Origin of the sequence: Ensifer sp. LC163 (assembly GCF_001695855.1) — a bacterium.
Lineage (GTDB): Bacteria > Pseudomonadota > Alphaproteobacteria > Rhizobiales > Rhizobiaceae > Ensifer.
Genome location: NZ_MBSS01000001.1, coordinates 480,077 through 499,915, shown reverse-complemented (window position 1 = coordinate 499,915; position 19,839 = coordinate 480,077). Strand labels below are relative to the sequence as shown.

The following is a 19,839-nucleotide window of genomic DNA, read 5'->3' as shown; positions in this document are numbered from 1 at the left end:
AATTGCTCTTAGCTGTCGAACCAGACGCGGCTGGCAACATAGCCGTTCGAAAGGTCGTTGCCGATGTCGTCGACGAAGCCCTTCAGCGATGCCGAAGCGGCGTTCACGTAGTCGTTGAACACGGGCAGGATCAGGCCGCCTTCGTCGCGCACGGTCATCGCCATCGTATGGTACATCTCCTTGCGCTTGGCGTCGTCGAGTTCCGCGCGGGCCTGAAGCAGGAGCTTGTCGAAGTCTTCGCGCTTGAAGCGGGTGTCGTTCCACTCGGCGCTGGAGAGGTAGGACGTGGAGTAGCGCGAATCCTGCGTCGGCCGGCCGCCCCAATAGGAGGCGCAGAAGGGCTGGACGTTCCAGACATTGGTCCAGTAGCCATCCTCCGGCTCGCGGCGAACCTCGAGCTCGATGCCGGCCTTCTTGGCGCTTTCCTGGAACAGAACCGCCGCGTCGATGGCGCCGGGGAAGGCGGCATCCGAGGTGCGCAGCAGGATCGGCCGGTCGTGGCCCGACTTCTTGAAGTGGAAGGCGGCCTTGTCGGGGTCGTAGGCGCGCTGCTCGATGCCTTCAGGCGCCAGCGCATAGTTCTCGTTGACCGGGTAGTCGTTGCCGAGCGTGCCGAACCCGCCAACGACCCTGTCGAGGATCGCCTGCCGGTCGATCGCGTATTTCAGCGCCAGCCTGAGGTCGTTGTTGTCGAAGGGCGCCGTGTCGCAATGCATCAGGAAGCTGTAGAAGCCCTTGCCGGCGGTCCGCAGGATCTCGACGCGCGGCGCGCGCTTCAGGAGCGGCACGGTCTTCGGGTCGATGTTGTTGATGAAATGCACCTGGCCGGAGGAGAGCGCGGCGATACGGGCGGTCGTGTCGTTCATCACGATGATTTCAACGCTGTCGACGAAGCCGCGATCCTGGCGCCAGTCGTTGGCGTTCTTCTCGAAGGTCGAGCGCAGGCCGGCTTCATAGCTTGCAAGCTTGTAGGGGCCGGTGCCGATAGGCGAGGCGGGATTGTCGACACCGCCGCGCGGCTGGATGATCAGGTGATAGTCGGTCAGAAGCAGCGGCAGGTCGGCATTGCCTTCGGTCAGAGTCAGGACCAGCGCACCGGCCTTTTCCTCGATGGTCTTGATCGAACGCATCAAGCCGAGCGCGCCCGACTTCGACCCTTCGTCCGAGTGGCGCTTCAGCGTGGCGATGACGTCGGCGATGGTCATCTTGCTGCCGTCGTGGAAGCTGACGTCGTTGCGGATCTTGAAGGTCCATTGCGATGCGTCCGCCGAGGGCTCCCAGGATTCGGCGAGCGCCGGCAGCGGTGCGCCGGTTTTCGGATCGGATTCGACCAGCGTGTCGCCCCAGAGATGGCCGATGACGAAGGAAACCGAGCCGCTGTAGCCGGCAGGATCGAGCGTATCGGTGGTGGCGCCGCCCTTCAGGCCAAGCTTCAGATGGCCGCCGCGCTTGGGCTCTTCGGCGCGCGCATTGCCCGCCACCATCGTGCCGCCAAAGCCCGCCGCGAGCCCCAGGGCCGCCGTGCCCGCCAGAAAGCCGCGGCGGTTGATGCCGGTCGGAACGATAAGGCCGTCGGGGCGCTTGGTGAATTCGCTCATATGCAGGTTCCCTCTGATGTTTTGTTTCAAGGGAAAACCTAACGGCTGCCACAGGTCGCACAATTTCGCGACTTGACGCTGATTTACGCGACTTTACGCTAGTTGAAATCACACTTCAGGAGAGCAGTGTTGCACGACGCCGACCTATTCGCCGCCAATCTTCGTTTCGCCTGCGCAACGCGGCGCTCGATCTCGCAGATCTGCCGCGAGATCGGCATCAATCGCCAGCAGTTCAACCGCTACATCAGCGGCGAAGCGCGGCCGTCGGCGCATAATGTCGCCCGCATCGCCAGCTTCTTCGGGCTGCAGGCGCAGGACTTTTCCCTGTCGTCGAAACTGTTCGAAGCCCGCATGACCCGGCCCGATCGCGACCGCTCGGAAGCCGGGCTGCTGCTCGAGGGATTTCCCGGCGATCTCGCCGGGCTTCGCCGCCATGTCGGCTACTACCAGACCTATCATCTCTCGCCGTCGTGGCCCGGCCGCGTCGTCTGCTCCTGCGCCAGGATCCATGAGGAGAGCGGCTCGATCCGGGTAAAATCGATCGAGCGCATCCGTGACGCCGCCAACGAGATCCAGCAGTTTTCGAAATATGTCGGCCTCGTCACCTTCTGGCGCAATCGCATCTTCATCGCCGAGCGCAGCGTCGGGCGTCAGCCGATGCTGTCGCAGACGATCCTCATACCGTTCGAGGTGCATCAGCGCGTCTATCTGCGCGGCACCACCATGGGCGTCTCCTGGCGCAAGGAAAACCTGCCCTATGCCTCGCGCATGATCTGGCGCACTCTCGGCCAGGAGCCTGATATCCGGCAGATGCTGTCGCGCTGCGGCGTGCTCGCCCTCGGATCGCGGCAAATGCCCCAGACGGTCAGGGCCTTTCTCGAAACGCCGGATGCCGAGGTGCTGACGGTGCCGACCGAATATTGAGGTTGCGGCTCCGGCGTCGCCGCCTACTGCATGATTCCTTAAATCGGATCCGATTTAAGGGTAAAATTATGCACCAAGCATAAGTGCTACAGCGTCCTTAGCGCGTCATATTTGACGCGCGGCGCTGTAGATGGCGTTGCATTCCGTGTCTGCACCGAAGAAGGGCAAGCCGATGAAAGCTGCGATCGCCGCCATGTCAGGACTTCTGCTCGCGGTCTCGGCCATGCCGTCCGGCGCCGAAGACGCGCGCCCGCCCATCCCGGCTTGCGCGCTTTCCGGTTCCACCAGCGTCATGATCGGCGGCCAGCCGGCGCTCCGGCTTTCCGACGTCGCCAACTGCCCGCCGGAGCTTTACGAGGTGGTGCCGAGCATCATGATCGAGGGGCAACCGGTCGTGCATTTCCGCGCTGGCAGCGGCGCCAAGGGCGATTGCTCTGCCAAGGGTGGGGCCACGGTGACCTTTGAAGGTGAGGCGGCGCAACGGGTGGGCGACGTCGACTGCCGGCGGAAGTAGCGCGCCGTCAGTCCAGCATCGCCAGCCGAGCTCCCTCCCGAAGGGCCCTCTGGGCGGGCGGGTTGGTGACCGGGTAGCCTGCGATGAAGCGCTCGACGGTGAAAGACGGGATTTCGCTTCGCAGCCTGAGAGCGGCGTCTGCCGCTTTCTGCGCTTCGCCGAGGCAAGCATGCGCCATGGCCTGGAACATCAGCGTGCTCGGCGATTCCTGCGAACTCTTCTCGAAAGCCGGCAGGCATTCGCGGTAACGACCGGTGACGAACAGAACGCGGCCGAGCATGCCGTAGTACCAGGGCGGGCCGAGCGGGTTCAAGGCGAGGGCGCGTTCGATCAGGGGGATAGCTTCGACGGGATCACCGACGACCAGCGCCTTGCCTCCCGCAAGCACCGCCAGGGTATCGGCGTGGTTCTTCCCGAATTCGAAGGCGCGCGCATGCGCCTCGGCGGCGCCCGTCAGGTCGCCAAGGCAAGCCCTGAGATCGCCGAGACAGGTGTAGCCGGCAGGGTCGGTGGGGTCCAGCCGCAGCGCTTCGTCGACGGCACGCCGCCAGTCCTGAAGGGCGGCATCCAGATCCTTGGCATAGCCGTTGCAGGCCTGGACCGAATAGGCATAGGCAAGTTCCGTCCAGGCCCGCGCACGACCCGGGTCCAATTCGAGCGAGCGCGAGAGCAACTGTATTGCGGCGGCGTTGCCCTCGCGGTTGAACCGGTTGTGCTGCTCGACGCCCAGAAGATAATAATCGTAGGATTGCAGGCTGCCCGGCGCCTTGCGGCGGCTGGCCTTGCGTCCGAGGGCCGCGAGCGTGCCGAAACACCCCGCCAGGACATTGATGACGCTTTCGCAGAGGCTGTCCTGCAGGGTCAGGACATCTTCCATGGTGCGCTCGTAGCGCTCGCTCCAAAGCGTCATGCCGGTGCGCGTATCCGAAAGCTGGATCGTCAGGCGAACCCGCCGGTCGTCGGCGCGCAGTTGGCCGGTGATGGCATAGGCGGCCCCAACCGCCTGGACATGGTCTTCGAAGGCCTCGGGCCGGTTGCCGAGAAGCCTCATCGTATGGAAGGCGATCACGGGGATATCGGCAAAGCGGGCGAGGTCGACGCAGATATCGGACGACAGGCCGTCGGCGAAACGGTGCCAACGCTCCTCCGGATTGAGGCTTTCGATCGGAAAGAGGGCAAGCACCGGCCAGGCCGGCTCGACGACCCGAACTGGGGCCACCGCCTCGGTGGCCGTCCTGCCGGCCACCATCTGCGCGACGTAGGACGCGAGCTCGATCTTGTTGCGCACGCCGAGCTTGCCGTAGATCGTCGCCAGGTGCGTGCGCACCGTTGACGGCGCAATGAAGAGCGCCTCGCCGATTTGCCGATAGGTGAGGCCGGCAGCAAAGTGCTCCGCGACGGAGCGCTCGCGGTCTGACAACGCCTCGGTGGCGGCCTGTGACGTCTGGATGTGGTTCATGGCTGCTCCCTGCCACTCGACCGGACCGGTTTCAACGGTGCCCAGGCAAAATACTACAAATGCAGGAGAGGAAACACAGCAACTGCGCGATGTGGCGATCGGCGGGCGGGCCTAGAGTTTCGGCATTGCTTCAACGCCCCGAGGGGCTCAGCAGATGCGAGAACGACGATGAGCAGCCTCCTGACTGGAATGTCCGAATTCTATCACGCCATCTGGCAGGATCTTTACGAGCCCGCCAGAACCTTTGACGGCCGACCCGGCGGCCATGGTCCCTTTGATATCCTGACCGTCTGGGAGGAACGTGTCCGCTTTCGGCGGCAGCTCGCAAAGATGGCCGAACAAACACCGGAACTGCTCAATGATGTCGGCCTGACAAAGGTCCAGGTTTTTGCCGAGACGACCAAGCCCTTCTGGCGGCGCTAGAGCGTTTGCGGTTTAGACGGAGTCGCAGAAACGCTCTAGCTCTTTGTTTTCACGCATTTCCTGACGGAAAACCGCTCCGCACTTTTCCTGGAAATGCTCTAGGGCCGAGGCGGGAACCCTGGCCGCCCGCGCGCGGTCGGTTCCCCTTGAGCCTGGCCATGCAGTCCAGGAAAGTCGTTTCTGGCCCTTCGGACTTGCCTCAGTTGCCGGCGCTTTCCATACGCCTGGTCTTCAAGACGCGCTCCAGCCAGCCGATCTCCATCTCCGGAACCGACTTCAACAGCAGGTCGGTGTAGTCGTCGAAGGGCGGTGCCAGCACCTTGGACTTCGGCCCGAACCGCACCAGCCGGCCGCGGTGCATCACCGCCACGCTGTCTGCAATCGCCCGGACGATGGCGATGTCGTGGGTGATAAAGACATAGGAAACAGCGGTTTCCTCCTGAAGCTTCAGAAGCAGATTCAGGATGCCTTCGGCCACCAGCGGGTCGAGCGCCGAGGTCGGTTCGTCGCAGAGGATCAGTTCCGGCTCTGCGGCCAGCGCCCGGGCAATGGCAACACGCTGCTTCTGGCCACCGGAGAGCTCGGCCGGATAGCGATCGAGGAAACGCGTTCCCATCTCGATCTGGTCGAGCAGTTCCTTGACCCGCGCCGTCTTCTTGGCGCCATGCATGCCGAAGTAGAAGGACAGCGGCCGCCCGACGATGTCGCGCACCGTCTGGCGCGGGTTCATCGCCGTATCGGCCATCTGGTAGATCATCTGGATGCGGCGCAGTTCGTCATTGTTGCGGCCCTTCAACGCCCGCGGCAGTTCCTTGCCTTCGAAGGTGATGCGTCCTTCGGTCGGCGGCAGCAGGCCGGTGATGACACGGGCCAGCGTCGACTTGCCCGAGCCGCTTTCGCCGACGATCGCCAGCGTCTGGCCCTTGGGCAGATGCATGGAAACGTCGTGCAGCACCTTGAAGCCGTTGCCATAACCGGCGCTGACATGCTCGATCGTCAATTGCGTGCCGGTCTGGTCCGGCGCCTCGTCGCGCTTGGCCTGGCGCACGCTGACCAACGCTCTCGTATAATCTTCTTGCGGCGCCTCGATCACCTGTTTCGTGGTGCCGTATTCCACTGTCTTGCCGTGGCGCAGCACCATGATGTCGTCGGAGATCTGGGCGACGACGGCGAGATCATGGGTGATGTAGAGGGCGGCGGTGTGCGTTTCCTCGATCGCGTGCTTGATCGCCGCAAGCACGTCGATCTGGGTGGTCACGTCGAGCGCCGTCGTCGGTTCGTCGAAGACGATCAGTTCTGGATTGGGGCAGAGCGCCATCGCGGTCATTGCCCGCTGCAGCTGGCCGCCCGAAACCTGGTGGGGGTAGCGCTCGCCGAAGGTTTCCGGGTTCGGCAGGCCGAGGACCTGAAAGAGATAGAGCGCGCGCTTCGTCGCCTCCTCGCGGCTCATGATGCCGTGGCGAAGCGAAGCCTCGATCACCTGATCGCCGAGCCGGTGTGCCGGGTTGAAGGCGGCGGCGGCCGACTGTGCGACGTAGCAGACGTGGGCACCGCGGATCGAGCAAATGCCGTTCTTGTCGAGCGTCAGGATGTCCTTGCCGTCAAGCAGTACCTGGCCCCCGGTGATGCGCACACCGCCGCGGCCATAGGCGAGCGCCGACAGGCCGATGGTCGACTTGCCGGCGCCGGATTCGCCGATCAGGCCAAGCACCTTGCCCTTCTGGAGGTCGAAGGACACGCCTTCGACCAGGGTCACGGTTTTCGGCGGTTCGCCGGGGGGATAGCTGGTCGCCTCGATCTTCAGGTTCTTGACGGAGAGAAGCGCATTCTTTTCAGGTGAAGACTCAGGCATCGCCACGCCCTCCTTTCAGGCTGGAGGTTCTCTTCATCAGCCAGTCGACAACGAGGTTGACGCAGATCGCCAGCGTCGCGATCGCAGCCCCGGGGATCAGGGCGGCGGATATGCCGAAGATGATGCCGTCCTTGTTGTCCTTGACCATGCCGCCCCAGTCGGCGGCCGGCGGCTGGATGCCGAGACCGAGGAAGGAGAGAGTGGAGAGAAACAGGATGGAAAAAGCGAAGCGCAGGCCGAACTCAGCGAGCAGCGGCGACAGCGTGTTGGGCAGGATCTCGCGGAAGATGATCCAGGCGCTGCCTTCGCCGCGTAGCCGTGCCGCCTCGACAAACTCCATGACCGCGACATCGAGCGCGACCGCGCGGCCGATGCGGAAGACGCGGGTAGAATCGAGCACCGCCATGACCAGGATCAGGATCCACAGATGCTGCGGCAGCACCGCCAGCACGACGAGGGCGAAGATCAGCGTCGGGATCGCCATCATCAGGTCGTTGAAGCGGGAGAAGAACTGATCGACGAACCCGCCCATGACCGCGGCGGTGAACGAAAGGATCATGCCGAGCGAGAAGGACAGCACAGTTGCCGCCAGCGCCACGAAGATCGTGGTGCGGGCGCCGTAGATCAGGCGCGAAAGCAGGTCGCGCCCGAGATTGTCGGTGCCGAGCAGGAAGTCGCCGCCGGCGGGAAGCCAGATGTCGCCGACGATGTCTCGTTCGCCGAAGGGGGCGATGACGGGTGCGAACAGGGCGCAGAAGATCGCGATGGCGATGCCGGCGATGCCGATCCAGGCGCTGAAGGGAATGGCTCTCAGGTTCATCGCGGGTGCCTCAGTCTCGGGTTGGCGAGAATGGCGAGAATGTCGGCCGCCATGTTGAGGAAGATGTAGAAGGCCGCGAAGATCAGGCCGCAGGCCTGCACGACCGGCATGTCGCGCACGGTCACGGCGTCGACCATGTATTGGCCCATGCCGGGATAGACGAACACCACCTCGACCACGACGACGCCGACGACGAGATAGGCAAGGTTGAGCGCGATGACGTTGATGACGGGCGCCACGGCATTGGGAGCGGCGTGGCGGGCGATGATGCGGAACATGCTGAGGCCCTTGAGCTCGGCCGTCTCGACATAGGCCGACGACATCACATTGAGAATTGCCGCTCGGGTCATGCGCATCATGTGGGCGAGAACGACGAGCACAAGTGTTGCGACCGGAAGCGCGATTGCCGAAAGCCGTTCGGTGAAGCTCATGCTGTCATAGACGGTCGCCGGGAAGGTCGCGACGCCGAATTTGACGGCGAAGAACATGATCAGGAGATAGCCGACGAAGAACTCCGGCAGGGAGATGGCCGCAAGCGACACGACGTTGATGATCTTGTCCGGCAGCCGGTTGCGGAACTGCACCGCCAGCATGCCAAGGCCGACGGCGAGCGGCACCGAGACGATCGCGGCGAAGAAGGCGAGAAACAGCGAATTGCCGAGACGCTTGGAAATCTGTTCGCCGACCGAATTCTTGCTGGCCCAGGAGGTGCCGAAGTCGCCCTGCACGGCGCCGCCGAGCCAGGAGAGATAACGCTCGCTCCAGGGGCGGTCGAGGCCGAGATCCTTGCGGATGTTTTCCACGGCCTGCGGGGTCGCCGACTGGCCGAGATAGGTGGTGGCGAAGTCGCCGGGCAGAGCCTCGATGCCGCCGAAGATCATCAGCGACACGGCAAAGAGCAGCCCGACGCTCAAACCGAGGCGCTGAAGGATCAGCGCCGCGAGAGGGCGGCGAAAGGTGAAGCGCCGCCAGAAGGTGCCGCCGATTTCGCCCGTGGCGTCGGCGGGGTTGGGTTTCGCTGGTACACCGGAAGGATCGGCGGACCGCGGATGTGCTCCATCCGCGGTCCCATCCGTCGGAACCGGACCAGTCATCGGTCCGCTTTCCATCATCAGGCGTCGAGCCAGACGCGGGTTGCGACGTAGCCGTTCGACATGTCGTTGCCGATATCGTGGACGTAACCCTTCACCTGCTTGGTGGAGGCGTTCACGAAGTCGTTGAACATCGGCAGGATCAGGCCGCCTTCGTCGCGCACCATCATCGCCATGGTGCGGTACATGTCCTTGCGCTTGGCCTCGTCCAGCTCGGAGCGGGCTTCGAGCAGGATCTTGTCGAAATCCTCGCGCTGGAAGCGCGTGTCGTTCCAGTCGGCACCAGAGTGGTAGGCGGTCGAATACATCTGGTCCTGGGTCGGTCGCCCGCCCCAGTAGGAGGTCGAGAAGGGCTGGACGTTCCAGACGTTGGTCCAGTAACCGTCGCCTGGTTCGCGCTTGACCTCGATTTCGATGCCGGCCTTCTTGGCGCTTTCCTGGTAGAGAACCGCCGCGTCCACCGCGCCCGGGAAGGCGACGTCGGAGGTGCGCAGCAGCACCGAGCCACTGTGCCCGGACTTCTTGTAGTGGAAGGCCGCCTTGTCGGGGTCGTAGGCGCGCTGCTCGATGCCTTCGGGGAAGAGGGCATAGGTGTCGTTGATCGGGAAGTCGTTGCCGACCTTGCCGTAGCCGCCGAGGATGCGTTCGACCATGGTCTCGCGATCCATTGCGTATTTCAGCGCCAGGCGCAGGTCGTTGTTGTCGAACGGTGCCGTGTTGCAATGCATGATGAACACGTAGTGGCCCCGGCCAGAGGTGTTCAGGATCTCGACAGTGGGCGCCTTCTTCAACAGGTTGACCGTCTTCGGATCAACACGGTTGATGAAGTGCACCTGACCGGAGGAAAGCGCGGCGATACGCGCCGTCGCATCGTTTATGGCGATGATTTCGATCGTATCCACGTAGCCGCGGTCCGTGCGCCAGTCATCGGCATTCTTTTCGAAGGTGGCGCGCACGCCCGGTTCGAAGCTGGCCACCTTGTAGGGCCCGGTGCCGATCATGGCGTCGGGATTGTCCAAGCCGCCGTTCGGCTGGATGATGAGGTGGTAGTCGGAAAGCAGCAACGGCAGGTCGGCGTTGCCTTCCGTCAGTGCCAGCACGAGCTTGTCCCCGTCGGCCTTGATTTCCTTGATCGACTTCATCACGCCGAGTGCGCCCGATTCCGACTTGTCATCGGTGTGACGCAGCAGGGTCTTGATCACGTCGTCGACTGTCAATTCCTTGCCGTCGTGGAACTTTACGCCCTTGCGGATGGCGAAGGTCCAGGTCGAGGCATCGGCCGACGGTTCCCAGGATTCGGCGAGCGCCGGCACAGGTGCGCCGGTGGTCGGGTGGCTTTCGACCAGCATGTCGCCCCAGTTCCGGCCGACGACGAACATGAATTGCGACAGTGCCTTGGCCGGATCTTTCGAGTCGGTCGCGGCAGCGCCTTCGAGGCCGAGCTTCAGGTGGCCGCCGCGCTTCGGCTCCTGGGCCGCGGCGCTGGTGGCAAACAGCGTGCCTGCCGTCGATGCGAGGATGCCGGCTGCAGCCGCGCGTCCGAGAAATTCACGCCGGTTCATCTTGCCGAGCATGACCTGTCGTGTGAGGTAATCCTTGTAATCGCTCATTCCCCTGTTCCCTTCTGTGTCGGCATTCGCCGTTCGTTGTGGTTGGTAGAGATTGCTGCGTACCGCCACCTTATGGATGGCTTTCGGATCGGCCGTTTGGGCCATTCTTTGTCTTCGATTGCCTTGTTTCTCCTTTCTCGGGCGGACGCTGCAGGTCCAGATCGATAAGCCTAATCGCTTGGATGCGCCTTGTAACGTCCTAAATTATAATTCATTTCCATAAGCGGCGCTTATGGATAAGCCTTCGGCGGCACGCAGATGGCCCCGCGCGTTCGGTGACGTCGTTCCGCCGGTCCACCGGCTCGTTGTCAGTACTGCGCCGCCTGTGGCAGCGTCCGTCAGCGGCCCTTCCAGACCGGGTCGCGCTTCTCAGCAAACGCCTTTGCGCCCTCCAGCTGGTCCTCGCTCGAATAGAGAATGTCGACGGTCTTGAACTGCCGACGGGTGATCTTGTTCATCGTCGTCTGGAAGGTCTCGCCCTCGGCGGCGCGCACCACTTCCTTGATGGCGGCATAGACGAGCGGCGGTCCGCTCTCGAGCAGTCGGGCGAGCTCCCAGGCGCGCGCCATCAGCCTGTCGGCAGGCAGGATCTCGTTGACGAAGCCCCAGCGGTTGGCTTCGACGACGTCGAGCCAACGGCCGGTCAGAAGCATGTCCATGGCGATGTGATAGGGGATGCGCTTCGGCAGCTTGATCGAGGCGGCGTCGGCAACGGTGCCCGAGCGGATTTCCGGTAGCGCGAAGGTTGCGTGCTCGGCCGCCAGGATCAGGTCGGTGGAGAGCGCGATTTCGAGACCGCCACCGCAGCAGATGCCGTTGACGGCTGATATCACCGGCTTGTTGAGGTCGCGCAGTTCCTGCATGCCGCCGAAGCCGCCGATGCCATAGTCGCCATCGACCGCATCGCCGGCCGCCGCCGCCTTCAGGTCCCATCCCGGACAGAAGAACTTTTCTCCGGCGCCGGTGATGATGGCGACGCGCAGGGTGTCGTCGTCGCGAAAGTCGCGGAAGATCTCGCCCATCACCCGGCTGGTCTTCAGGTCGATGGCGTTGGCCTTCGGCCGGTCGATCGTGACTTCGAGAATGCCGCCTTCGCGGCGGGTAAGGATCGGTCCGGTCATGGCGTCAGTTCCTCCGGCGGATCAGGGCGTCGGCGGCGATGGCTCCATGGCCTTCCGGTAACACCATTAAAGGATTGATATCGAGTTCTTCGAGCTTTGAAGCGTTTGAAACGACATAGGATGCCGCAGCGGCGACAGCGTCGGCAAGGGCTGTGAAATCGCCTTTCGGTCCGCCGCGATAACCGTCGAGCAGCTTGCGGATCTTCAGGCTGTCGATCGCCTCGCGGATCAGCTCCGGCGTCGTCGGCAGCGTCAGAATTGCGGAATCATCCAGCAGTTCCACAAGGATACCGCCGGCGCCGATGGTCAGCACCGGGCCTGCCACCGGGTCGCGCGTCGCGCCGATGATGAGTTCGGCGACGGGCTTTGCCACCATCTTCTCGACGAGAAATCCCGATGCCACCGAAGCCATGCCCTCCGCGGCGCTAAGCACCTCGGCGCGGCTTGTCAGATTCAGCTTGACGGCACCGGCCTCGGTCTTGTGGGCGACGCCCAAACCCTTGAGCACCACGGGGAAGCCGAGGTTTTCGGCAGCGCTGGCAGCCTGCTGCGGCGTCGATGCGGTCTTGCCCGGCGGTATCTGGAGGCCGGAGGCGGAAAGCTCGGTCTTGGCTTCATGCTCGCTAAGAGTGATGGCATTGCCGCCGTCGGAAGCGCCGCCGTTCAGGAGTTTTGGTGGTGCGGGCCTGGCCCAGGCGGCGCCGATGCCGGCCGCGGTTTCCACTGCCGCCAGCGCCTCGTCGATGCCGAAAAAGGGGATGACGCCGGCCGCCATCAGCGACAGTGCCGTCTGTTCCGGCATGTTTTCGCTGAGACTGGCGACGATGCCGGCGCGCGCGCCGGTCGCCTTCGCTGCGTCGATCACCGCGTCGCAGGTCGTTACCCAGTCGGCGGCGTCGCAGCGGTCCTGGCGGGGAAAGTCGAGCACGATGAGGTTGAGCGCATAGCCGCCCTTCATCATCGCGCCGAAGGCGGTCGTCTGCTTCTCGCGGTTGCCCCAGACGAAGGTGTGGTAATCGAGCGGATTGGCGATCGTCACCATCTCGCCGAGCGCTTCTTTCAGGGGCTTGCGCTGCTCGTCACGAAGCGCACGGTAATTCACCCGATAGCGCACGCCGGCATCGGCCATCAGCGAGGCCTCGCCGCCCGAACAGCTCATCGACGAAATCTCGTTGCTTTCGAGCGGGCCGGCGACATGCAGCAGCTTCAACGTTTCGAGCAGCGCCGGCAGTGTATCGACGCGGCCAATGCCGAGGCGGGCGAGCAGCGCCGAGGAGACCCGGTCGTTGCCGGCAAGCGAGGCCGTGTGCGAGACGGTGGCGAGCTGGGCCGCTTCCGACTTGCCGACCTTCAAAGTCACCACCGGCTTGCCGAGTTCACGGGCGCGGGTTGCCAGCCGTTCGAGCGCGGCAACGCTGTCGAACCCTTCGATATGCAGGCCGACGGCGGTGACGCGCGGATCTTCGAGCACGGCGCAGGCAATGTCGGAAAGACCGGTCTGCGCCTGGTTGCCGGCGGTCATGAGATAGGCGAGCGGCAGGCCGCGTGTCTGCATCGAGACGTTGCAGGCAATGTTGGAGGATTGCGTCAGGACGGCGACGCCCTTTTCGACGCGCTGCATGCCATGCTGGTCGGGCCAGAGCAGGGCGCCGTCGAGCATGTTGATGAAGCCGTAGCAATTGGGGCCGACGATCGGCATGTCGCCGGCGGCCGCGACCAGCGCCTCCTGCATGTCGTTGCCGTCGTCGAGTTCGCTTGCCGCCTCGCGAAAACCGGAGGCGTAGCAGACAGCGCCGCCGGCACCGCGTGCCGAAAGGGCTGCTATGATGTCGATGGTGAGCTGCCGGTTGACGCCGACGAAGGAGGCGTCCGGTGCTGCGGGAAGGTCGGCGACCGAGCGGTAGCACCTGCGGCCGAGGATCTCATCTTCCCTCGGATGCACCGGCCAGATATCGCCGGCAAAGCCCATCTTGTCGCATTGTTCGATGACCCGTCGTGCCTCCTTGCCGCCAAAGACGGCGATGGATTTCGGTCGGATCAGGCGGTCGAGGGAGCGTGTCATCGGCCGATCACGCTCCCAGCGGCCGTAGCAGGTCGCGGCTGATGATGTGGCGCTGGATCTCGGAGGTGCCGTCCCAGATGCGCTCGACGCGGGCGTCGCGCCAGAAGCGGGCGAGCGGCAGGTCGTCCATCAGCCCCATGCCGCCGAAGATCTGGATCGCCTCGTCGGTGACGCGTGCGAGCATCTCGGTGGCAAAGACCTTGGCAGAGGCGATCTCGCGATTGGAGGGCAGGCCCTGGTCGAGGCGCCAGGCGGCCGAAAGCGTCAAAAGGTCGGCGGCGTCGATCTCGGTGATCATGTCGGCGAGCTTGAACGAGACGCCCTGGTTGGCGCCGATCGGCTTGCCGAACTGCTTGCGCTCGGCGGCATAGTTCAGCGCATAATCGAAGGCGCGGCGCGCCCGGCCGACCGAGGTCGCCGCCACCGTCAGCCGCGTGGCGAACAGCCAGTCGTTGGCGACGTCGAAGCCCTTGTGCACTTCGCCGAGGATCTGGGCGGAGGGCAGGCGGCAATCGTCGAACGTCAGGATGCAATTGTTGTAGCCGCGGTGGGAGACGGAGCTGTATCCCTTGCGGATCTCGAAGCCGGGGGTGCCGCGGTCGACGAGGAAGCAGGTGATCTTCTTCTTCGGTCCGTGCGGCGTGTCTTCCTCGCCGGTGGCGATGAAGACGATGACGAAATCGGCGATGTCGGCATGGCTGATGAAATGCTTGGTGCCGTTGACGATCCAGTCGTCGCCGTCCTTGCGGGCAAAACACTTCATGCCGCGCACGTCGGAGCCCGCATCCGGCTCGGTCATGGCCAGCGCATCGAATTTGTCGCCCCTGACCGCCGGTAGCAGGTATCTTTCGCGCTGCTCGTCGTTGCAGGCCATCAGGATGCCCGACGGGCGGCCGAAGAAGACGGTCAGGCCCATCGAGCCGCGACCGAGTTCGCGCTCGACCAACGTGAAGGAGGTATGGTCGAGCCCGGCGCCGCCCACCTCTTCGGGGAAATTGCAGCCGAAGAAGCCGATTTCCTTGCACTTGCGGGCGATATCCTGGCCGAGTTCGCGCGGCACGATGCCGGTGCGCTCGACCTCGTCCTCATGCGGATAGATTTCGGTCTCGACGAAGCTCCTGACCGTGTCGACGATCATCTGCTGTTCTTCGGTCAGTGCGAAATTCATTTGTTCTCCCTCGCGATTTTTCCTGCCCGCCCTGTGGCCGATCTCTCCATCGGCCGCCGGCATGCTTGTCTGCCCCTCACCCTAGCCCTCTCCCCGCAGGCGGGGAGAGGGGACGCTTTTGCCGCTCGCACTCCCGATGGCGAGAGGAACGAGCGGCTGCGGCACTCCCCTTCTCCCCGTTCACGGGGAGAAGGTCGCGGCAGCGGGCTGAGGGGCGGTCGTCGCCCGACATTGCCCGCCGGCACACCCTCCGAAGACGGAAGGCTAATCTCAGCGCTTCTGGCCGACGAACCGGCCGGCACCTTCTGGAGTCGGCAGGCCGGCATGGGCCTCGGTGATCGCCTTCAGTTTGTCCAGGATCCTCGCCGGGGTAGCGACGGATTTGCCGGCCTTGCTGTCGACATGCAGCATCATCTGCTCGGCGGTCGCGACTGCCTCGTTGGTCTCGGCATTGTAGATGGTCGAGAAGATGTGCAGCCGCTTCTCGTCCGAGGACAGGAGCTGGCAGGTCGAGTAGAGCGCGTCGCCGAGCTTGGCCTCGCCGAGGTTGCGGATATGGGTCTCGACCGTGTAGTAGCTGTGGCCGTCGCGGACATAGTCGAGGTCGACGCCGATCAAGCGCAGCAGGCCGTCCGAGGTGTCGCCGAACACCTGGAGATAGCGGTGCTCGGTCATGTGGCCGTTATAATCGACCCAGGCGGCACTGACCTTGGTGTCGAGGATGCGCAACGGCTTGACGTCACCGAGATCGGCTTCAGGCTTCCGGGCGTTGGCCCAAAGCTTTGCCTCGAAATCGGCGAGCAGCTTGCCCGCACCCCAACCTTCGCCGCCATTGCCCGATTTCAGCGCGTGCATGATGCCGACGAGGTTTTCGTCGCGGATGCGTTCGAGCTCGCGGATCGAGCGGCCGGCGGCCTGTGCGTCCGACTGCGCACCGATCTTTTCCACCAGCGCATCATCGAGGTCGACGACGTCGGTGAATTTGGTCCAGGGCCATTTGAGGCAAGGGCCGAACTGGGCGAGGAAGTGGCGCATGCCGGCTTCGCCGCCGGCGATGCGATAGGTTTCGAACAGGCCCATCTGCGCCCAGCGCATGCCGAAGGAGTAACGCATGACGTTGTCGAGCGTTTCGGTATCGCAGATGTCGTCCTGGATCAGCCACAGCGCCTCGCGCCAGAGCGCTTCCAGCAGGCGGTCGCCGACGAAGGCCTCGATCTCCTTGGCGATGACGACGCCCTTCATGCCGATCTGCTCGACACCCTGCATGGCGCGCTCGATCGTCGCCTTCGAGGTCTTCTTGCCGCCGACGAGTTCGACCAGCGGCAGGAGGTAGACGGGGTTATAGGGATGCGCCACGAACATGCGCTCGGGATGCTTCATCTCGGCCTGCAGGTCGGAGGGCAGCAGGCCCGATGTCGACGAGCCGATCAGCGCGTCGGGCCTTGCAGCCGCGTCGATCTGGGTGATGACGCCGCGCTTCAGCTCCAGCCGTTCCGGCACGCTTTCCTGAATCCAATCAGCGTCCTTGACCGTTTCCTCGATGCTTTTGCAGAAGGTGAGTTTTCCCTTCGGCGGCAGCGGCGCCATGGTCAGCATAGCATAGGCGCGCTCGGCATTGGCCATGACTTCGCCGATGATGCGCTCGGCTTCCGGATGCGGGTCGAAAATTTTCACGTCGATGCCGGCAAGCGCGAAGCGGGCCACCCAGGCGCCGCCGATGACGCCGCCACCGACGCAGGCTGCTTTCTCAATAAGGCTCATGATATCCCCGCTCAGCGCTTCGTCAGCTTCAGTTTCTTGCGGACCTCGTCCGGCCCGATGATCTTGGCGCCCATGCCCTCGATGACGCCGACCGCCTTTTCGACGAGCTGGCCGTTGGTGGCGAGCTGGCCCTTGCCGATATAGAGGTTGTCTTCGAGGCCGACGCGCACGTTGCCGCCGGCAAGGATCGCCGCTGCCGGATAGGCAAGCGCGTTGCGGCCGATGGAGAAGGCCGAGAAGGTCCAGTTGGCCGGCACGTTGTTGACCATGGCCATGAAGGTGTTGAGATCGTCGGGCGCCCCCCACGGAATGCCCATGCAGAGCTGGATCAGCACCGGATCCTCGATCAGCCCTTCCTCGGCGAGCTGCTTGGCGAACCAGAGGTGGCCGGTGTCGAAGGCCTCGATCTCGGGGCGCACGCCGAGCGCCGTCATCTGGCGGGCCATTTCGCGCAGCATCGACGGCGTGTTGGTCATGACATAGTCGCCGAGCGAGAAGTTCATGGTGCCGCAGTCGAGCGTGCAGATCTCCGGCAGACAGTCTGCCACATGGGCGACGCGCTCGGTGGCGCCGGCCATGTCGGTGCCTTTCTCGTTGACCGGGAAGGGGCTTTCGACGTTGCCGAAAACCAGGTCCCCGCCCATGCCGGCCGTCAGATTGAGCACGACATCGACATCGGCGGAGCGAATGCGATCGGTCACTTCGCGGTAGAGGTCGAGCCTGCGGGCAGGCGCGCCGGTCTCCGGATCGCGGACGTGACAGTGGGCCACGGCAGCACCCGCCTTGGCGGCCTCGATCGCCGCGTCGGCAATCTGCTTCGGCGTGATCGGAACGTGGCTGGACTTTGAAACGGTGTCGCCGGCGCCGGTGACGGCACAGGTGATGAATACCTCGCGGTTCATGCTGAGCGGCATTGCTGTCTCCCTTTTATTGCGGCCATTACGAGCCAAGAACGACGGCGCTGCTTTTCATAATCAGTACTAGATTGTACATTATCGGCAACGAGATGGAGAAGTTTGCAAATGGATCAGAGCGTTTCGCAGGTGCAGCATGCCGATATCCTGGTGTTGCCGGAGACCAATCTGATCCTCGTTGCCTCGGTGATCGAACCGATGCGCGCCGCCAACCGCATTGCCGGACGGCCGCTCTACAGCTGGACGCTCTACAGCCCGGACGGCGAGCCGATCGAAACCAAGAGCGGCATTCCCATTCCGGTTTCGGGTGCGTTCCGGCCGCAGCGCGAAACGGCGCCGCTTTTCATCCTGTCGAGCTACAACTGGCAGAGGAGTGCGACCTCGCAGCTGAAGATGATGCTGTCGCAGACAGCGCGGCATCGCGAGATGATGGCGGGCATCGAATCCGGCTCCTGGCTGCTTGCCGAAACGAGCCTGCTCGACAATTCAAAGGCCACCACCCACTGGGAGGATTTCGAGGATTTCACCACGACCTATCCGCAGGTCACGATGGTGCGCGAACGGTTCGTCATCGACGGCAAGCGCATCACCACCGGTGGCTCCCTGCCGACGCTCGACCTGATGCTGGAGCTGATCCGCCGGGCGCACGGCTATTCGCTGGCGCTCGAAGTGTCGCGGCTGTTCATCTACGAGCAGGAGCGCACCCGCGGCGACCTCCTGCAGATGCCGGCGATCGGCAACATGCGCATCCTCGACCCGCGTGTCGGCGCCGCGGTCAAGCTGATGGAGGAAACGGTCGAGGCGCCGTTGACGCTTCAGCGCCTGGCCCGCCGCATCGGCGTCAGCGTCCGGCATCTGCAGGACCTGTTTCGCGACACGATGGGGGTGGGGCCGCACGAACATTACCTGGCGCTGCGCCTCAATGCGGCGCGGCGCAAGGTGATCGAGACGCGCATGGAGTTCGCCGACATCGCCGCGATCTCGGGTTTCAACTCGTCGTCGTCGTTCTCGCGCAGCTACCGCGCGCACTACCGCGAAAGCCCGAGCGAGACACGGCGGCGGCTGAAGCTCGGCCATGGTGCCGAGGATCGCAACCGCCAGCTCGATGGCGTGGCCGGCAAGGACAAGGCGTCAGGACATCCCTAATTTGCTCGCAGGGAAACGCGGGTTTGGAAGCGCCGATCCAACAACCTCATGGGTTGATTCAGCGGCGCGATTTTGCCGAGTCGTTTCAGTTGTTTAGCGGTGGATCGTAATGAAGTGATTCCGGCGATCCCGATCATGGTTACGTCGGCAACGCCGTCGTCGCCTGCGGACCCGCTTTCATCATGCCGATCATCAGGTCGCCGACCTCGCTGGAAAAGGCGCCGCGCGGCCAGACGAGGGTCAGCGACTGGCGGTAGAGCGGCCCCAGCCGGATCATGGCGGGCGGCCGCTGGACGCGTGACAGCGAGGTTTCCGGCAGCACCGAGAGGTAGCCGTGATGGCTGACCAGGTTGATGATGACGGGAATGGAATCGACCTCGACCAGCGTCACGCGGCGACGTTCCGCCTCGCCGAGCGTGTCTTCGAGGAAGCGGGTCACCTCCCGGCGCAGGCCGCTGCGTGCGCTCGGCACGGCGATCGGGCAGGTGGCGAGTAGCCGCGGGAGATCGCCGGCCATTTCGGAAAGGGCCGGCGCCGGGCCGGCTAGCACCAGCGGCGTTTCGGACACGAGCCGGCCGTCGAAGTCGTTGGGAATGCCGGCAACATCGAGCAGGGCGGCGTCGAAGCGTCGGCTCTTGAGGCCGGCCAGAAGCTCGTCGGCGGTGGTGCTGGAAATGAACAGCGATTGCCGCGGGCGGGAGCGATGCCAGGCGGCCGTCAGCGCCGCCAGCATGCGGGCGATCTCGCTCTCCGGCCCAAGCGGCATGACGGCGCCGAGGCGCCAGGTGGTGACGTCGCGACGGAACCGGTCGGCCGAGGCGCGCGTCAGCCGCGTCCAGATGTCGAGCAGGCGCTCGACATGCGGGATGATGTCGAGGGCGGCCGGCGTGCAGACGATGCCGCCATGGGAGCGCTCAAGCAATCGGCACTGGAGATGACGTTCGAGGTCGGCGATCTGCCGCGTCAGTTGCGGCTGGCCGAGGCCCAACGTGCGGGCAGCTGCCCGAATGCTGCCTGCCCGGGCGATCCGCACGAAACGATCGAGTGTGACGAGGCCAACGGGTGGGATCGCGCTCGGCGGCTCCGCGTTGGCAGTGGCGAGCAGCGCCCGGATGGTTGCGCTGGCCGCGGTCACATCGGCCTGTCGCGCACGAGCCTCCAAGGTCAAAGCCATAAGGCTGCCGTCGCGGCGGAAGAGGGGAATGGAAATGGCCTGCTCGAAGCGGCGAACGGCGGCGCTGACGCTCGACGGCGCGCGACCGCTCAGGGTGGCGGCGCGCCTGATGCCGCCTTCGCGCATGACGGCTTCGACGAGCAGGATCGTGGCGATATCCATTGCGTAAATTCTCCACCGGTATCGCCGCTGCAGTTGTGTT

At 64.3% G+C, this 19,839-nt stretch carries 16 protein-coding genes; 4 read left to right on the top strand and 12 right to left on the bottom strand.

What is annotated here, in order from left to right; translation table 11 throughout:
* Window positions 1–8 precede the first annotated feature (8 nt).
* The gene (locus tag BC360_RS02410; protein ID WP_065794097.1) at window positions 9–1,598 is read right to left on the bottom strand and encodes an ABC transporter substrate-binding protein; all 1,590 of its coding nucleotides are present in this window, start codon (window positions 1,596–1,598) and stop codon (window positions 9–11) included.
* Window positions 1,599–1,727: 129 nt separating this feature from the next.
* On the opposite strand from BC360_RS02410, the gene BC360_RS02405 reads away from it, so the two are divergent.
* Together BC360_RS02405 and BC360_RS02400 are read left to right on the top strand one after the other, a co-directional pair.
* Window positions 1,728–2,522 (top strand): helix-turn-helix domain-containing protein, encoded by a 795-nt coding sequence (locus tag BC360_RS02405; RefSeq protein WP_065794096.1) that lies wholly within the window; start codon window positions 1,728–1,730, stop codon window positions 2,520–2,522.
* 130 nt (window positions 2,523–2,652) lie between these two features.
* Complete coding sequence (locus tag BC360_RS02400) at window positions 2,653–3,036, top strand: PAAR domain-containing protein (RefSeq protein ID WP_065794095.1); 384 nt, start codon at window positions 2,653–2,655, stop codon at window positions 3,034–3,036.
* A 7-nt stretch (window positions 3,037–3,043) separates the two neighbouring features.
* Here BC360_RS02400 and BC360_RS02395 read toward each other — a convergent pair whose 3' ends face one another.
* Window positions 3,044–4,495 (bottom strand): LuxR C-terminal-related transcriptional regulator, encoded by a 1,452-nt coding sequence (locus tag BC360_RS02395; protein ID WP_065794094.1) that lies wholly within the window; start codon window positions 4,493–4,495, stop codon window positions 3,044–3,046.
* Between the two features lie 168 nt (window positions 4,496–4,663).
* On the opposite strand from BC360_RS02395, the gene BC360_RS02390 reads away from it, so the two are divergent.
* Window positions 4,664–4,918 carry a DUF1127 domain-containing protein gene (locus BC360_RS02390; RefSeq protein WP_065794093.1) on the top strand — a complete coding sequence of 85 codons (255 nt, stop codon included), beginning with the start codon at window positions 4,664–4,666 and terminating at the stop codon, window positions 4,916–4,918.
* Between the two features lie 199 nt (window positions 4,919–5,117).
* Here the strand turns inward: BC360_RS02390 and BC360_RS02385 are convergent, their stop codons facing one another.
* From BC360_RS02385 to BC360_RS02345, 9 genes are all read right to left on the bottom strand, one after another.
* Entirely contained in the window at window positions 5,118–6,770 is a 1,653-nt protein-coding gene (locus BC360_RS02385) for an ABC transporter ATP-binding protein (RefSeq protein WP_065794279.1), read from the bottom strand.
* Complete coding sequence (locus BC360_RS02380) at window positions 6,763–7,590, bottom strand: ABC transporter permease (protein ID WP_065794092.1); 828 nt, start codon at window positions 7,588–7,590, stop codon at window positions 6,763–6,765. Before BC360_RS02380 ends, BC360_RS02385 begins: the two co-directional genes overlap by 8 nt.
* Window positions 7,587–8,702: an ABC transporter permease gene (locus BC360_RS02375; protein WP_065794091.1), complete on the bottom strand. Its 1,116-nt coding sequence runs from the start codon at window positions 8,700–8,702 to the stop codon at window positions 7,587–7,589. Before BC360_RS02375 ends, BC360_RS02380 begins: the two co-directional genes overlap by 4 nt.
* A complete protein-coding gene (locus tag BC360_RS02370) occupies window positions 8,702–10,291 on the bottom strand; it encodes an ABC transporter substrate-binding protein (RefSeq protein WP_053248331.1) in 1,590 nt (529 codons plus the stop codon). Before BC360_RS02370 ends, BC360_RS02375 begins: the two co-directional genes overlap by 1 nt.
* 338 nt (window positions 10,292–10,629) lie before the next feature.
* A complete protein-coding gene (locus BC360_RS02365; RefSeq protein ID WP_065794090.1) occupies window positions 10,630–11,412 on the bottom strand; it encodes a carnitinyl-CoA dehydratase in 783 nt (260 codons plus the stop codon).
* A gap of 4 nt (window positions 11,413–11,416) precedes the next feature.
* Window positions 11,417–13,474: an acetate--CoA ligase family protein gene (locus BC360_RS02360; protein WP_065794089.1), complete on the bottom strand. Its 2,058-nt coding sequence runs from the start codon at window positions 13,472–13,474 to the stop codon at window positions 11,417–11,419.
* A gap of 7 nt (window positions 13,475–13,481) precedes the next feature.
* Complete coding sequence (locus BC360_RS02355) at window positions 13,482–14,642, bottom strand: acyl-CoA dehydrogenase family protein (protein WP_065786668.1); 1,161 nt, start codon at window positions 14,640–14,642, stop codon at window positions 13,482–13,484.
* Window positions 14,643–14,912: 270 nt separating this feature from the next.
* A complete protein-coding gene (locus BC360_RS02350) occupies window positions 14,913–16,403 on the bottom strand; it encodes a carnitine 3-dehydrogenase (protein ID WP_065786670.1) in 1,491 nt (496 codons plus the stop codon).
* Window positions 16,404–16,414: 11 nt separating this feature from the next.
* Window positions 16,415–17,317 (bottom strand): 3-keto-5-aminohexanoate cleavage protein, encoded by a 903-nt coding sequence (locus BC360_RS02345; RefSeq protein ID WP_065786672.1) that lies wholly within the window; start codon window positions 17,315–17,317, stop codon window positions 16,415–16,417.
* 108 nt (window positions 17,318–17,425) lie between these two features.
* On the opposite strand from BC360_RS02345, the gene BC360_RS02340 reads away from it, so the two are divergent.
* Window positions 17,426–18,463, top strand: a complete 1,038-nt coding sequence (locus tag BC360_RS02340; protein ID WP_413813716.1) for a GlxA family transcriptional regulator — start codon at window positions 17,426–17,428, stop codon at window positions 18,461–18,463.
* 139 nt (window positions 18,464–18,602) lie between these two features.
* Here the strand turns inward: BC360_RS02340 and BC360_RS02335 are convergent, their stop codons facing one another.
* Window positions 18,603–19,799, bottom strand: a complete 1,197-nt coding sequence (locus tag BC360_RS02335; RefSeq protein WP_065786674.1) for a LysR family transcriptional regulator — start codon at window positions 19,797–19,799, stop codon at window positions 18,603–18,605.
* Window positions 19,800–19,839: the final 40 nt, after the last annotated feature.

What these genes read in the sequence shown, in the direction of transcription:
- BC360_RS02410 (WP_065794097.1), bottom strand. Translation starts at nt 1,598, where the DNA reads ATGAGCGAATTCACCAAGCGCCCCGACGGCCTTATCGTTCCGACCGGC.
- BC360_RS02400 (WP_065794095.1), top strand. Translation starts at nt 2,653, where the DNA reads ATGGCGTTGCATTCCGTGTCTGCACCGAAGAAGGGCAAGCCGATGAAA.
- BC360_RS02395 (WP_065794094.1), bottom strand. Translation starts at nt 4,495, where the DNA reads ATGAACCACATCCAGACGTCACAGGCCGCCACCGAGGCGTTGTCAGAC.
- BC360_RS02390 (WP_065794093.1), top strand. Translation starts at nt 4,664, where the DNA reads ATGAGCAGCCTCCTGACTGGAATGTCCGAATTCTATCACGCCATCTGG.
- BC360_RS02385 (WP_065794279.1), bottom strand. Translation starts at nt 6,770, where the DNA reads ATGCCTGAGTCTTCACCTGAAAAGAATGCGCTTCTCTCCGTCAAGAAC.
- BC360_RS02380 (WP_065794092.1), bottom strand. Translation starts at nt 7,590, where the DNA reads ATGAACCTGAGAGCCATTCCCTTCAGCGCCTGGATCGGCATCGCCGGC.
- BC360_RS02375 (WP_065794091.1), bottom strand. Translation starts at nt 8,702, where the DNA reads ATGATGGAAAGCGGACCGATGACTGGTCCGGTTCCGACGGATGGGACC.
- BC360_RS02370 (WP_053248331.1), bottom strand. Translation starts at nt 10,291, where the DNA reads ATGAGCGATTACAAGGATTACCTCACACGACAGGTCATGCTCGGCAAG.
- BC360_RS02365 (WP_065794090.1), bottom strand. Translation starts at nt 11,412, where the DNA reads ATGACCGGACCGATCCTTACCCGCCGCGAAGGCGGCATTCTCGAAGTC.
- BC360_RS02360 (WP_065794089.1), bottom strand. Translation starts at nt 13,474, where the DNA reads ATGACACGCTCCCTCGACCGCCTGATCCGACCGAAATCCATCGCCGTC.
- BC360_RS02355 (WP_065786668.1), bottom strand. Translation starts at nt 14,642, where the DNA reads ATGAATTTCGCACTGACCGAAGAACAGCAGATGATCGTCGACACGGTC.
- BC360_RS02350 (WP_065786670.1), bottom strand. Translation starts at nt 16,403, where the DNA reads ATGAGCCTTATTGAGAAAGCAGCCTGCGTCGGTGGCGGCGTCATCGGC.
- BC360_RS02345 (WP_065786672.1), bottom strand. Translation starts at nt 17,317, where the DNA reads ATGCCGCTCAGCATGAACCGCGAGGTATTCATCACCTGTGCCGTCACC.
- BC360_RS02340 (WP_413813716.1), top strand. Translation starts at nt 17,426, where the DNA reads ATGGATCAGAGCGTTTCGCAGGTGCAGCATGCCGATATCCTGGTGTTG.
- BC360_RS02335 (WP_065786674.1), bottom strand. Translation starts at nt 19,799, where the DNA reads ATGGATATCGCCACGATCCTGCTCGTCGAAGCCGTCATGCGCGAAGGC.